The organism is Lyngbya aestuarii BL J, assembly GCF_000478195.2.
GTDB lineage: Bacteria > Cyanobacteriota > Cyanobacteriia > Cyanobacteriales > Microcoleaceae > Capilliphycus > Capilliphycus aestuarii.
On the sequence record NZ_AUZM01000105.1, the window covers coordinates 1 to 15,301 of the forward strand.

12 protein-coding genes are annotated in these 15,301 nt (G+C 42.6%); 3 read left to right on the forward strand and 9 right to left on the reverse strand.

The genetic code is table 11. From position 1 onward, the window contains the following. A partial coding sequence (gene mraW / locus M595_RS29735; RefSeq protein WP_023069398.1) for a 16S rRNA (cytosine(1402)-N(4))-methyltransferase occupies positions 1-156 on the reverse strand: 156 nt, incomplete at its 3' end. 231 nt (positions 157-387) lie between these two features. Here mraW and M595_RS25220 point away from each other — a divergent pair. Beyond that, on the forward strand, positions 388-1,572 hold the full coding sequence (locus M595_RS25220) for an NAD(P)H-quinone oxidoreductase subunit H (protein ID WP_023069399.1): 1,185 nt from the start codon (positions 388-390) through the stop codon (positions 1,570-1,572). Between the two features lie 242 nt (positions 1,573-1,814). On the opposite strand, the gene priA is transcribed toward M595_RS25220, so the two are convergent. The 7 genes from priA to pyrG form a co-directional block, all read right to left on the reverse strand. Beyond that, complete coding sequence (gene priA / locus M595_RS25225; protein WP_023069406.1) at positions 1,815-4,472, reverse strand: primosomal protein N'; 2,658 nt, start codon at positions 4,470-4,472, stop codon at positions 1,815-1,817. 56 nt (positions 4,473-4,528) lie between these two features. Continuing rightward, complete coding sequence (locus tag M595_RS25230; RefSeq protein WP_023069402.1) at positions 4,529-5,686, reverse strand: nucleotidyltransferase family protein; 1,158 nt, start codon at positions 5,684-5,686, stop codon at positions 4,529-4,531. A gap of 391 nt (positions 5,687-6,077) precedes the next feature. Continuing rightward, the gene (locus tag M595_RS25235; protein WP_023069395.1) at positions 6,078-6,605 is read right to left on the reverse strand and encodes a hypothetical protein; all 528 of its coding nucleotides are present in this window, start codon (positions 6,603-6,605) and stop codon (positions 6,078-6,080) included. A gap of 96 nt (positions 6,606-6,701) precedes the next feature. After that, complete coding sequence (locus M595_RS31305) at positions 6,702-6,842, reverse strand: hypothetical protein (protein ID WP_161809830.1); 141 nt, start codon at positions 6,840-6,842, stop codon at positions 6,702-6,704. Between the two features lie 38 nt (positions 6,843-6,880). Next, complete coding sequence (locus tag M595_RS25240; protein WP_023069400.1) at positions 6,881-7,402, reverse strand: pentapeptide repeat-containing protein; 522 nt, start codon at positions 7,400-7,402, stop codon at positions 6,881-6,883. 149 nt (positions 7,403-7,551) lie between these two features. Beyond that, on the reverse strand, positions 7,552-7,971 hold the full coding sequence (locus tag M595_RS25245; protein WP_023069403.1) for a hypothetical protein: 420 nt from the start codon (positions 7,969-7,971) through the stop codon (positions 7,552-7,554). Between the two features lie 107 nt (positions 7,972-8,078). Further along, complete coding sequence (pyrG, locus tag M595_RS25250; protein ID WP_023069397.1) at positions 8,079-9,803, reverse strand: CTP synthase; 1,725 nt, start codon at positions 9,801-9,803, stop codon at positions 8,079-8,081. 422 nt (positions 9,804-10,225) lie between these two features. On the opposite strand from pyrG, the gene M595_RS25255 reads away from it, so the two are divergent. Continuing rightward, on the forward strand, positions 10,226-12,757 hold the full coding sequence (locus M595_RS25255) for a VIT domain-containing protein (protein ID WP_023069404.1): 2,532 nt from the start codon (positions 10,226-10,228) through the stop codon (positions 12,755-12,757). A gap of 472 nt (positions 12,758-13,229) precedes the next feature. Further along, the gene (locus M595_RS25260) at positions 13,230-13,787 is read left to right on the forward strand and encodes a ferric uptake regulation protein (protein WP_023069396.1); all 558 of its coding nucleotides are present in this window, start codon (positions 13,230-13,232) and stop codon (positions 13,785-13,787) included. 64 nt (positions 13,788-13,851) lie between these two features. On the opposite strand, the gene M595_RS25265 is transcribed toward M595_RS25260, so the two are convergent. Next, positions 13,852-15,301, reverse strand: a 1,450-nt coding sequence (locus M595_RS25265; RefSeq protein WP_023069405.1) for a peptidoglycan-binding domain-containing protein, incomplete at its 5' end; no start/stop codon positions are given.

A 15,301-nucleotide genomic window follows, 5' to 3' on the forward strand; every position in this document is an offset into this window, starting at 1 on the left:
CGCTTGTAAGATCAACATACTATGACCTCCACCCCCAACTGTGGCATCCAAATAATGTCCACCTGCAACCACAAACAATCCCGCAATCAATTCTCGACTCAATACGGGAACATGAACAAAATTAACCGTTAATTCATTTATATTCAACTCAGGCATAGGAAATTAGGGAGTTCACAAGTTCACAAGTTGTGAGGTCAATCTTAGATTACAGGGGACACAAAAGAGGGATAATTGATAATTGATAATTGATCATTCATCACTGTTAACGGTCTAAACTCCCTATAATGACAAGGGAGACAAACAACCGTCAACAAACGCCATACATTCGTTGTATCGTCTACTTTTACAGTACCAGCATAAAACATTGAGGTTGAGAGGCAAACACCGATGAGTCGAATAGAAACCCGCACCGAACCGATGGTCATCAATATGGGGCCACACCACCCCTCTATGCACGGGGTTTTGCGGTTAATTGTCACCCTAGACGGAGAAGATGTCGTAGACTGTGAACCCGTACTCGGCTATCTTCATCGAGGGATGGAAAAAATTGCCGAAAGCCGCACCAATATCATGTATGTTCCCTACGTGAGTCGTTGGGACTATGCAGCCGGAATGTTTAACGAAGCGGTTGTGGTGAATGCACCGGAAAAACTCGCCAATATTGAGGTTCCCAAGCGGGCTAGCTATATTCGGGTGATTATGTTGGAGTTGAACCGCATCGCCAACCACCTATTATGGCTTGGCCCATTCCTCGCAGATGTTGGCGCCCAAACTCCCTTTTTCTATATTTTCCGGGAACGGGAAATGATTTATGACCTCTGGGAAGCTGCAACTGGTTATCGCCTGGTGAATAACAACTATTTCCGCATCGGGGGTGTCGCCGCAGATTTACCCTATGGTTGGATTGATAAATGTCGAGATTTCTGCGACTATTTTCTTCCCAAGGTTGATGAGTATGAACGTCTAATTAGCAATAACCCGATTTTCCGACGTCGGATTGAAGGATTAGGCACAATTACCCGTGAACAAGCCCTGAATTGGGGTTTGTCTGGCCCGATGTTACGGGCTTCTGGGGTCAAGTGGGATTTGCGGAAAGTTGACCATTATGAATGTTACGATGATTTTGATTGGGATGTTCATTGGGAAACCGCAGGCGATTGTTTAGCCCGGTATTTTGTCCGAATTCGGGAAATGCGCGAGTCTGTGAAAATCCTCTATCAAGCCCTAGATGGACTCCCTGGCGGCCCCTACGAGAACCTCGAAGCACAACGGATGATGGGAGGGCCGAAGTCTGAATGGAATGATTTTGATTACCAGTTTATTGGGAAAAAAATTGCTCCGACTTTTAAGATTCCTTCAGGTGAACATTATGTTCGCATCGAAAGCGGTAAAGGTGAACTGGGAATTTATATTGTTGGGGATGATAATGTTTTCCCGTGGCGGTTCAAAATTCGGGCGGCTGACTTCTGCAATTTACAAATTTTCCCCGAGATTGTGAAAGGAACAAAAGTAGCTGATATCGTCGCGATTTTGGGTAGCATTGATATCATTATGGGTTCTGTTGATCGATAATTACAGACCGACTCAAAAATAATCAGTTTTGGGGGTACGATAATCTCGTCCCCCTATTCTATTTCTAAGAGGTAGGGAGGTAGGGAGGTAGGGAGATGGGGAGGTAGGGAGGTAGGGAGATGGTGAGTCCACCGCCGTGCGCGGGAACAAGCGCGTTGAGGGGAGTGGCTATCCCGTTGGGGGAGATGGGGAGATCTTGCCATATAAGCTCTTGCCTAGCGCGTAGCGCTATAACAATTAACCTAACCGAAATGTAACGGATCAACATCAATCATTAAACGAACTGAAGTCGGACACACCTCTTGCAATTGTTCTAAACTAGCAGTATTAATCGAAGTCCCCGGTAATAACTTCAGTAAAATCTGCCAACGATATCGATTTGCTACTCGCAAAACTGGGGCAGGAGCAGGCCCTAATACCTCCATATCCGGGATTTCATCAGCAACAGTAAACAAAATCTCGGCAAAATGTTGAGCCGTTTCTTCCACTTCGGTTGAGTTTAAACTACTCAATTTCAACGCAATCAATTGACCATAAGGCGGATAACTTAGCTCTTGTCGCTGTTCTAATTCTCGTTCAACAAATGACTCATATTCATAACCCTGTACGGCTTGAATAACTGGATGTTCAGGTGTATAAGTTTGAATAATAACACGTCCGGGATCATTTCCTCGACCCGCTCGACCTGCCACTTGTAATAAGGTTTGAAACGCTCGTTCACTGGCGCGATAATCCGATAAATGTAACAATCCATCAGCAGAAATAACACCCACTAAACTCACTCCGGCTAAGTCTAAACCTTTCGTCAGCATTTGGGTTCCCACCAATAAATCAGCCTCTCTTTGAGCAAAGCGAGTCAGCAAAATCCGATGAGCATCTTTTGTGCGAGTAGTATCGCTATCAAACCGAATCATCCGTAACTCGGGAAATAGTTTACCTAATTCTTCGACAACTCGCTGCGTTCCACTCCCAAAATGTTTAAAATAGGGAGAATCACACTCAGGACAGCGCTGAGGATAAAGTTCACCATAATTGCAATAATGACAGCGAAGTGTCGGTACAACCTGACGAGACGTTTGTAGTACATCTTCACGAATATGATGATAGGACAACGAAACATCACAATCAGGACATTCCATCACATACCCACAACTGCGACAAGAAACAAACGTACTGTGTCCCCGCCGATGAATAAACAGAATTCCCTGTTGACCTCGTTCTTGTAACTGTTGTAGCGCCTGTTGCAAGCGAGAACTAAAAATTGAGCGATTTCCCTGGCGCAACTCCTGGCGCAGATCAACAATTTCCACCGGAGGCAAAGGTCGGGATTGAATTCTTTCCGGTAACGAGACATAATAGCTATTGGAGATTAGCGATTTAGAAATAGGCACTGAACTTTCTGTATCGAAAATATCAATACTTTGATGCTTTGGTGTTCCTCTGCCTTCCTGCCCCCGAACAGCGATCCAACTCTCTAGAGACGGCGTTGCTGAACCTAAAATTAGGGGGCAGTTTTCCATTTCAGCCCGCCAACGTGCCACCGTGCGAGCATGATAACAGGGGGCGGGTCGATCTTGTTTGAAGCTACTATCGTGTTCTTCGTCTAGAATAATTAAGCCCAGAGGCGAAAGGGGAGCAAAAATAGCCGAACGGGTACCAATGATAATTTGAGGGTGTTGGCGGGTCATATTTCGCCAAGTGTCGTACCGTTCACCCTCCGATAACCCACTGTGATAAACACAGACTTTTTCACCAAAACGGGCGCGAAATCGATCCGTGAGTTGGGGCGTTAGACCTATTTCGGGAACTAAGACTAAAGCGGATTTTCCTTGTTTTAAAATCGGAGCGATCGCTTGTAGATAGACTTCTGTTTTACCAGAACCTGTAACGCCATGCAGCAACACTTGAGCGAAACCCGATAAATGATCGATAATATTGAGGGCATTTGTTTGATGGGGAGAGAGGGTTTTCGGTTGATCCGGTGTTTGTTCGATCCCTTGAGCGAGTCGCAGCATTTCTCGTTCTTCAATGAGAACATAGCCCTTTTCTGCAAGAGTTTTTAGAGTAGGGGAAGTGGTCTTACACAAGCGTAAAAATTCACTCAGCCACGCCTGGCCCCCACAACTTTTAAGAATTTGTAAGACTTCCTGTTGACGTTTAGTGACATCGACAGCTGAATACGGATCACCAATTAAAATTACAGCAAGTTGCTGCTTGGCTTGGACTTTTTTGGGACTCTCTAAATAACTTTCAACCCAACCCCTCGCTAGTAAATCTTTATATCCTTTTCTCAGTCCATAATCACCACCGACTTTTTTCTTGAGTTCCGCCCAACTCAGATCATTTGATTTTTTAGCTTGTAAAAGCTGTAAGATTGTCAAAGCCGGATGATGGAGAAAATTTTCAACCCCAGAGGGAATCTTATTGACAAACAACCGAACTCGTCGTTGACTTCGCCGCAATAATCCGGGAGGTAAAGCAGTCCGAATCACTTGAATTAAAGGCGTTTGGTAATAAGTCGCCACCTGTTGTAATAATTGCCAATAGTGAGGTGGAAATAAGCCCTTAGAAACCACCTCATCAACCGGTTTAATTTGATCTGAATCCAAACCCGGAGGAATTTGAGTTGTTGGGCGAATGGCGATCGCACCCAGATACATCGCTCCAAAGGGTACACTCAAAATATCTCCAGGTTCAACATTCAGATGAGGAGGAATAGAGTAGGTAAAAACAGGAGGTTGCTCGCGATCTTGAGTCTTTAACTGTCCCGTTGGAATGTCCACCAACACTTCGATCAAACGGATGTCATCTAAAGAATTGTCTGAAGAAGAATTTGTATTGTAGGATGCACCTGCTTCAGCAACTTTCAGAGGAGATTGATCAAAAGTAATTGTGAACATTGTGATTATGGGTTAAAGAGCAGATCTAAGCGAGTTTAGCAGAAATTTTAATTCATCTAGCTTCCACTGAGAATATCTGCGATCGCATGACGTTCAACCGGGGGATCAGACAACATCTGACGAGCATCGGTAATTAACCAGTCTAAAGCCGCCGCTTGAACATCGATTGATGCGCCTGTCTTATCGACACAGTAACGTCCGAATACCAGCTTGTCTACTAAACGCACTCCCGGCCCTAAGCGAGAATATTCAAAGATGACACTATTGCTGACATAGGCATCATTACAAAGCCAACAGTTTTGACCAATCATCGTCGGGCCAACAATTTCCGCACCATCTTCAATGCGAGTCATTCCGCCGATATAGACAGGGCCACGAACCTTAACTTTATCCCAATTGACGGCAACATTCAAACCCGTATAAATTCCTGGTCGAACTTCCTGGCCTGGAATCGAGATATTTTTCACTTCTCCCGATAATACACCCCGAACCGCTTGCCAATAGTCGGGAACTTTACCAATATCCACCCATTCAAAATCCATTGTAATGCCGTAGAACGGCGCGCCCATCTCAACCAGTTTGGGGAATAAGTCGCCCCCGAGATCAAATTCACAACCCGAGGGAATATGTTGAAAAATTTCGGGTTCAAAAATATAAATCCCTGTGTTAATGCTGGTACTGAGCGCCTCATCAACGGATGGTTTTTCTTGGAACGCTTTCACGCGACCCTTTTCATCAGTTACGACGACTCCATAACTGGAAACTGCATCCCGAGGAACAGATTTCATCACGATGGTCGCTAATGCACCTTTTTCCTTATGCTGTTGTACCGCAGCCGTTAAGTCCAAATCGATCAGGGCATCCCCACACAAAACCACAAAGGTATCATCAAAGAAAGGGTAGAAGTCCTGAATTTTTTTCATTCCCCCCGCCGAACCGAGTGCTTTTCCGAGCAGTTTTCCGTCTTGAATACTTCCTTCAAAGGAATAGGAAAGTTGAACTCCAAAGCGTTGACCATCGCGAAAATAGTTTTCGATTTCATCAGCAAGGTGGCTGACATTCACCATAATTTGGTCAAACCCATGTTTGCGAAGCAACTCCACCAAAAACTCCATTACAGGTTTCTGAAGGATTGGAATCATCGGTTTGGGGGTCGTATAGGTAATCGGACGAACGCGAGTTCCCTTGCCAGCGGCCAGAATCATGGCTTTCATATTGACTTTCTCAACCCTTGTCTGTTTAGTAAATTGTGACTCAATGAAAATCTGACTTTTGGATTAATCAAGTTTGATTTTCCAGTGATTTCGTCAGATGCAAGTGCGATCAGCCAATTTTAAGAATCTATAAATTCAACTGAGCGATCACCTTATCCCAATTTACCGAGATTTTGTAACAATGTCGCCCCCTATTTGCGATAAGGGGGGTTTACTCTCAATAGTGAACTCTCTTTTTTGTGAACTGCGTGAACTGTTTTTCGGGTAAACAGTAGACCGTCAGGAGTTGGGTGTGGAATGTCAAAAGTTGAGAATTATCCGGCTTTGACGAGAAAGGGCGAATAGTTAAGGTGAGATTCTGCGTTTCACGAAAGATGACAAACCAATCAACTTAATGCGATCGCGGAAACCCTACATTTTTAAGATTTTCAGGTGTCCAATTGTGATAATATTTTGTTTTGAGTAAAGTATCAGAAGCTTGTGTGAGTAAGTATTGAGCTTGAATGGTCAAATTAATATAAGGCAATCTCCGAGTATAAACGCCTTGAATATTAAAGGATTCATCAGGATGTCCACCAAATGCAATTAAACCCCATGCGGAAATCATCGGATTTAAACAGTGAATAAATTCTTGGGTTTGTTCGGGTGTCATCGCTTGAGGATTGGGATGAAGAATCAGTAAAACTTCATAGTGTTGACTTTGGTGAAAGTCTTGAATACTTTGAATGAGGGTAGAATCCGAATTGAGACTATAATTTACACCAAAATGATCAACTTTGTAGAGAATCTGATTGCTTAAACGAGCTTTACGAGTATACGGACAAACAGGTAAACCCCCAAAAACTGGATGAGGTTGTTCTAAAAAGTTTGTCATATATTCAATTGTGCGTTGGATAATGTCAGAATTAGAACTGCACATAAAAACACCCTCAAAAGTTAAAATCAAAAAATTAGTTCAGTCAACCGTTATCTAGGCTAAGGGTAGACGGACTTGAAAGCAACTCCCGACTCTCTCTTAACTTTTGACAGTGATTTCTCCACCATGACAGCGAGTAATGGCTTGGGCGATGGGGCATTTTAAATCAAGACTTTGACTGAGATTAATTAGACTTAAAGATTGATGGGATGTACTATTAATTAGCAATGCGTTGATCATCCTCAACGAGTAAAATTCTCATGGTGTCGGATCAAGGTTTAATATCCTTCTGGCCCAATGGTTGTATGATCGCATTTAGCCTCAGAGAGATCGGCCATTTTAGAGCGAAATAAATTACAGCCAGAGAGTTCGGTATTATTCAGTTTGGCTTGTTCTAAATTGGCACCATTTAGATCAGCATAGCGCAAGTTGGCATCCGTCAAATTGGCATTATACAAGTCGGCGCCTTGTAAGTTGACGTTGGAGAGGTTAGCCCCTTGTAAATTAGCGTAACGTAAGTTAGCTCTTGATAAGTTAGTCCCTTTTAAGTTAGCCGAAGAAAGGTTGACTTGATAAAGTCGAATATCTCCAAGTTCGGCTTTGGTAATTTCGCTATTTTTTAGGTTAGCATAACTCAAATTTGCATAGGGCATATAAGCTTGGTTGAGTTGGCTATTTTCTAAAATTATTCCTTCTAAATTCGCCTCAAATAAATCAACCTTTTCTATGCTGATGCCACTAAAATTTCGTCTTCCTTGTGCATATTGCGACCGTAACTCACCTACACTAATTTTGTGCATCTTTAAAATCTTAACCATTATTTTAGACCTAAAATAAGTTCTCTAGAACTAGAAAACTAAATTTTAGGTATAGATACTTAGCCATTTTTATAGGTTACGATATGGCGACTAAAAGTTAAGATTTATTAAGATTTTTTTAGGGTTTGTGATTAAGGAAGTGAATAACCCGTCGTATTCTGAATGTATTCTTGGACTTGATGATAAACTTCTGGATAAGTCTGAGGATTGAGAATAATGGGTTCAACGCCATCGGGTAGCCAAAATGTAATTCGCTTTCCGGCATCGCAAGCAAAAGACTGAATTCGACTGAGATTAATTAAATATTCTTTGCGTTCATACTCTAACCGAATCCAATAATTCTGACTGACTGGGGCGATTATTTTTTCAATATAGTTCCAGAGGATCTGATACACATCCGGGTTGGCTTGTCCACTCACCACAAGAGGTTGACCACTATCGGGTAACCAAAATTTGATCCGCTGGTTGGCTTCGGCACAAAAAGCGCCAATCCGCTCTAGATTGACGATATATTGTTTTCTGTCCTCTAAAATTTTAATCCAGTGAGCCACAGGAGTACCTCAAACCTCTAAATCGATGCGTGATCAAGAATTCAGTTACCCGACATGAATCGTTTCTCAAATCCTCTCTGTTTAGATGTTAGCCCTATTCTCCTAAACTAGGAAACCTCAGCCGGGGACTGAACCCGGTTAGAATCTTGAGGATTCTCTGAAGTGCTGATCTCTGTGGACTGTCGCTGAGTAGAAACGTTTAAATGCAATGATCGCCGACAGCTTGCCGCTTTGACTAGCCCTCTAAACAAGGGATGAGGGGTATTGGGTCGAGATTGAAATTCGGGGTGGAATTGGACTGCAATAAAGAAAGGATGACTGGAGAGTTCTACCATTTCCACCAAACGTCCATCGGGAGATGTTCCACTAATCTGATAACCGGACTCCACAAACAGGTTGCGGTAGGCGTTGTTAAATTCATAACGATGGCGATGGCGTTCATAGACCACTTCCTGCTGATAAAGTTGATACGCTAAGGTATCTCGTTGCAGACGACAGGGATATAAACCTAAGCGCATAGTCCCGCCTAAATCGACGACATCTTGCTGTTCGGGTAAAAGGTTGATGACTGGATTTGGGGTTTCGGGGTCAAACTCAGCACTGTCGGCCCTTTCCAGTTTAGCAATATGACGCGCCCATTCAATCACACTACATTGCATTCCTAAACAGAGTCCTAAAAAGGGAATATTCTGTTGACGAGCATATTGAATCGCTGCGATTTTACCATCAATTCCTCGAATTCCAAACCCTCCGGGAACGATGATGCCATCAATATTTTCAAGATCAGATTCAATACTGTTATTTTGGACTTCTTCGGAGTTGACCCAACGAATATTCAGTTCGACTCCGATTTCAATCGCCCCATGACGCAAGGCTTCCACGACAGAGAGATAGGCGTCACTGAGTTGAATGTATTTTCCGACAATTGCAATTTCGATCGTTGGGGGGGTTGTCCCTAAATTATCCGTATCTCGATGATACAGGCGATCAACGATGGTTTGCCACCCTCGTAAGTCTGGTTGACGAGATTCGAGATGGAGGAGTTCTAGGGTTTGCTGGGCGAGTCCTTCTCGTTCGAGGATCAGAGGAACTTCGTATATACTGTCGGCGTCTTGTGCGGTAATGACGGATTCGACTTCGACATCGCAGAATTCAGAGACTTTTTCTTTGATTCCTTTGGCGAGTGGGCGATCGCAGCGACAGACTAACATATCCGGTTGAATTCCAATTGATCGTAATTCTTTGACGGAATGCTGAGTCGGTTTGGTTTTCATTTCCCCTGCTGAAGCAATATAGGGAACGAGGGTGACGTGAACATAGATCACGTTTTGGCGTCCGACATCTTTACGAAACTGACGAATGGCTTCTAAAAAGGGTAAAGATTCAATATCGCCGACGGTTCCCCCAACTTCGGTGATCACGACATCGGGATTGGTGTCTCGGGCGACTCGACGGATGCGTTCTTTACATTCATGGGTAATATGGGGGATGACTTGTACGGTTCCTCCCTGATAGTCTCCTCGCCGTTCTTTGTTGATCACTGCTTGGTAGATCGATCCGGCTGTAACACTGTTTAGGCGAGACATGGAGGTATCTGTAAACCGTTCGTAGTGACCTAAGTCTAAATCAGTCTCAGCACCGTCTTGAGTGACAAAGACTTCCCCATGTTGAAATGGACTCATGGTTCCGGGATCGACGTTAATATACGGGTCTAACTTCAAAATTGAGACTGAATAATCTCGGGATTTGAGTAAACGTCCCAAACTCGCAGCTACAATTCCTTTACCAATACTCGAAACAACTCCACCTGTAATAAAAACAAACTTAGTCATAAAAATTACCCATCTCAACTCAATCCATGAAGCACAGTTTGTATTGTGCCATAAAATCTTTTCGATTTGACAATCTTTTAATTCCCTCTCTCTAGGGGGTACCAACCGTTGTGAACAATCTTTTAATTCTTGAAGTTTTAATGGGGTGGGGATTGATTTTAAGGATAATATTTTGGTAAATTTGCCGGAATTGTGTTGTTTGGAATTGCAGATTTTTAGAGAGGTGAGATGGATTGATTAAGATAACAATGATGTCAAAATATCTGGAAAAATCAATCGGGCATGAATCATTATTCTATTGATAACCAGTTGGATTCTAACTTAAAATTTTAGCCTCTCTCCTGATTTCTATTTTTTTTCTATTTTTTGTATCACTGGTGTGGATCGACAAATCTTGGTCATTGTCTAGTTTTTGAATTAAAATGCTATTTTTTTCTAGTTTAATCGGTTTAGTGCGAGTTTCGCTCGGTTTTTTTTTCCTTACTCAGATTTCCTTAAATGTAGCTGTTGCTGCAACGACTTCCCAACGGCTTTTTTCGTCAGTGAGTGTTCAGGAACTTGCTCAGGTTAATTCTGCTTCGGGGACTTCTTCGGCTTGTACTTCAAATTGTCAAGGGGGAGGTTTGTATGTTTTTTCAGAAAATGATATTTCTGCGGTATTTCCTCTTAAAAAAACAGAAGTTTTAGGTAAAATATCGGGAAATATTTCACAGGTTGAAATGGTTCAACGGTTTGAAAATCCGTTTGAGGAAACATTGGAAGCGATTTATGTTTTTCCTTTACCCGATGAAGCCGCAGTAGATTCTCTTGAAATTAAGATTGGCGATCGCATTGTTAAGTCTATTCTCAAAAAACGTGAAGAAGCACAAGCCATTTATGAACAAGCCAAAGTAGAAGGAAATACGACGGCTTTACTTGAACAAGAACGCGATAATATTTTTACCCAATCTTTGGCAAATATTAAACCCGGTGAACAAATAGAAGTTAAAATTAGCTATACAGAAAGTTTGAAGTTTCAAGAGGGAAACTATGAATTTGTCTTTCCGATGGTTGTTGGTCCTCGTTATATTCCAGGAATTTCAAATAATCAACAAATACGAGAGACAGAAAGGGTTCCCGATGCGTCTCGAATTACTCCGCCTGTCCTTCCTCCCGCGACTCGTTCTGGACATGATATTAATGTCAAGTTAGAAATAGATACAGATGTTTTGGGTCAACAAATTACCTCGCCTTCTCATCAGATTATAACTCAAAATAGCGGCAATAAGATAGAAGTAAATTTAGCAGAATCAGATACAATCCCGAACAAAGATTTAATCATTCGTTATCAGGTTTCGGGTGAAACAACACAACTAAAAACATTAATCCAAGCCGATGATCGCGGGGGACACTTTGCGACCTATTTAATTCCGAGTTTAGAGTATAAAAAAGACGAAATTGTAGCAAAAGATGTTGTCTTCTTGATCGATACTTCTGGTTCTCAACGGGGTGAACCTCTGGCGAAGTCGAAACAACTGATGCGACGGTTTATTCAATCTTTAAACCCTGATGATACGTTTACTATTCTCGACTTTTCTGACACTACAACCGCTCTTTCTTCAACGCCTCTTGCTAATACAGTCACCAATCAACAAAAAGCAATTACTTATATTAATCAACTCGAAGCTAATGGCGGAACTGAGTTATTAAACGGAATTCAAACGGTGATGAATTATCCCTCTCCCCCGGCTGAACGTTTACGCAGTATTGTCTTAATTACAGATGGCTATATTGGGAATGAAAATGAAGTGCTTGCGGTTGTCAAAAATCAGTTAAAATCAGGAAATCGTCTTTATAGTTTTGGCGTGGGAAGTTCGGTTAATCGTTTTTTATTGAATCGTTTGGCGGAACTTGGACGAGGAACAACTCAAATTACTCGCCCTGATGAACCGACAGAAGATCAGGTAGAATTGTTTGTGAATCAAATCAATAATCCCGTTTTAACGAATATTCAAGTCAGTTGGGAAGGGGGTGGGGAACCTGTTGAAATTTACCCCGTGAGAGTTGCAGATTTATTTGATCATCAGCCCCTAGTAATTTTTGGGCGAAAAACTGACCTTCGTAATGGTAAACTGAAGATTAGAGGAATAACGGCTAATGGCGATCGCTATGAACAAATCATTCCGGTCAACTTTACAGCCTCGACAAATGTTAATATTCCTGAATCAACTTCATCAACTCCAATCGACAATAATTTTGGTAATAGTGCAATCGCTGGGTTGTGGGGACGAGCAAAAATTAAACACTTAATGAATCAAATGTTTGGGGGTGAAACCCGATCCGGTGTTGATGCAGTCACACAGACCGCTCTAGATTACCAGTTGTTGTCGCAGTATACCGCATTTGTTGCCGTCAGTGAGGAAGTAAGAGTCGATCCAGATGGCACGCGCCGCACGGTACAAATTCCGGTAGAATTACCAGAAGGGGTTAGTTATGAAGGGATTTTTGGATCTGAACCTTCAGTTAATGGTTCTTCTAATTCGGTTCCCAGTTTTGCATCTCCTTCCCCTCAACAGTCTACACCTACACGCAGAGGGATTCGTTCGTCGGAAATTGCACCTTCTCCTCCTCCAGTTTCGTCTCTCCCTACTCCTGTTTCTGTCCGTTCAGAATCCCGTCTAAAAGTGATTGCAGTTGAGGGATTAGATCAAGAGATTACGACTGAACTCAACCGCTATTTACAAGGGGTTAACTTACCATCAGGGGTTCGAGGTAAATTGGTGTTTGAAGTTGTGGTTCGTCAGGGAAATGTAGAACGGATTATCTGGGATGATATTGACTCCAACCTCATTGTTTCTAAGGCGAGTGATACAGTGATTGTAGTTAATCGAGTTCGGCAATCCCTAAAAATGTGGCAGTTTCCATCTGATCTTAATAATACCATTCAGATTGAGTTACAAATTCAGCCTAATTAACTTACCTAATATTTATTGTATAAATTAACTCCGTTATCTGATTGAACTATGGAAATTTTATGGCGGAGTTGACTCTAAAAAACTTGAATTTTCTAAGAATAAACTGACCTTGACAAACTGTGTTATAATCAAGAAAGTTCAGCTGAGATCGAATTAGGGTATTTTTACAGTTGTAAATTATTCTCTTGAATTCTCCTCAATGTCAAGTTAAACTTAATTAACCTTTACAACCTAAAAGGAAGCATTTCCAATTACCCCAAAGCCAAAAACAACAGAAGCATAGATATTTCCTGAATCAACTCGAGAGGCTTCTGTCAGAGGGAGAAACGCTATAAGATATTTTCGGAATTAACGAGGGCGAAAGTCTGTAACTCTGATTATAGCTAGTTATTCTCAATAAGCACCTTTTTTGACAATAGATAGAGTTATTGTGTATCATTTTCAGTATGAAAGCTTTATTGATAACAAAATTATGCCTTTATACACCTCTTCCTCGTTCAAATCTGAACTGAATAATAAGGGCTGGCGGCTAACTCCTCAACGGGAAACGATTCTGCACGTCTTTCAAAATCTTCCCAAAGGAAACCATTTAAGCGCAGAAGATCTATACAATCTTCTCAAAAGCCGAGGCGAAGCAATCAGTTTATCAACAATATACCGCACCCTAAAACTCATGGCCCGACTGGGGATTTTACGAGAACTCGAACTCGCCGAAGGCCATAAGCACTACGAAATTAATCAACCCTATCCCCATCATCACCATCATTTAGTCTGTGTTCAGTGCAATAAAACAGTCGAATTTAAAAACGATTCTATTTCAAAAATAGGCATGAAGCAAGCCGAAAAATCCGGACTTCACTTATTAGACTGTCAATTAACAATTCATACCGTTTGCTACGAAGCCTTGAGAATGGGGTGGCCTTCTTTGATTCCAAGTGAATGGTCTTGCTCACAAGTGATCGCAGAACAAGCCGAACATACCGAACATAGTTTAGCAGAATCAGACCTAGAACTAGATGGCATTGAATAGAAAGATCAAAGCGGGGAAATTGAGTTCGTCTCCCCGCGAAAATGTTGCTCAACTGTCTCAAAATTTAACGGGATTGAGACTGCAATCCGCCGAACAGTACATCATTCGCACTGCTACCATAAACCTCTTGTGCTTGATTAACAGCCGCTTCCGTTTGAGGATTATAAACTCCATCAATTGGCCCTTCATAAAGCCCTTGAACTTGTAATCGTTTCTGTAACTCTTGGACACTAGCAGTACCCAAGCGAGAATTTTCAGGTGTTGTGGTGGTTGTTATGGGTATCGTCTCAAGAGGAGTTTGAGAAATTTCAGTCGTCGTCGGAGTCGCTGGAGTAGAAATATCAGCCTTTAAAGAAGATCCTGAAGACTGAGCGCTATTAAACATATAAATGCGCGTTGTCGGCCCAACTACACCCGTCTGGGTAATTCCATTTGACCGTTGAAAGCGAACGACAGCATCCTGAGTCGTGCGGTCAAAAAACCCGTTAATCGGCCCTCTGTAGTAATTTAACTCTCGCAGACGTTGTTGTACTTTTCTCACTTCAAATCCTGTATCTCCCACACTGACAAAACTCCGGTAAGTCGCCACAGGTTGAACAGGAATCAGGGGAGAAGGATTTAAGGGCTGACCTTGAGGAACAGGAGCAAAAGGAGTCGGATTCAAAGGAGCAGGGTTCAAAGGCCGACCTTGAGCAATAAGCCGATTAACAGGTTGATTAACAGGTTGATTAACTGGAGCAATTCCCCCGATGGGGCGACCTTGAGGAATGCCAAAACTCGGCACCTGAGAAACTACTCTCGGCTGAACCTGTGGAACAGCACTGATTAAATAAGATTGAGTCGTGGCTCCGACCACTCCAGTTTGAGATATACCATAATCTTGCTGAAAAGCAAGTACAGCTCGTCGAGTCGTTAAGTCAAAAATCCCGTTTACCGAGCCATTATAATAACCTAGTACCCGGAGTCGTTGCTGTACCAAACTGACAGAGGTTCCGCGATCGCCTAATCTCAAGGGAAGGGGAGGAGTAGCCACAGGAGTTGTCGGAACTGAAGGAATACCTTCTCCCGTCGCCTGAATCAAATAACTCACCGTTGTCGGTCCAACTTGTCCGGTGGGTTGAATTCTATAAGCTTGCTGAAAACGAATCACCGCTTGCTCTGTACGAGCATCAAAAAAGTTAGTGATTTCTCCGTTATAAAATCCTAACCGGAAAAGTCGTTGTTGGAGGACACCCACAGCAGGCCCGGTGTCTCCTTGTTGGAGGACTCCCGAAGGCAAAGGTGTAGGGTTTCCCGGTAAGGTGGGAACCCGATTATTGAGAAAAACTAGCGTTTCTTCACTGACTAACCCGGTAGCGGGGATTAAGTTGGCTTGCTGGAAACGAATCACCGCATTTTGGGTAATTGAACCAAAGAAGCCTGTCGGTTCGGTACTAAAGTAACCCAGTTGACGCAAACGGGTTTGTAAATCTGTCACTCCGGGGCCTCTATCTCCCTGACCCAAACCGATCGCC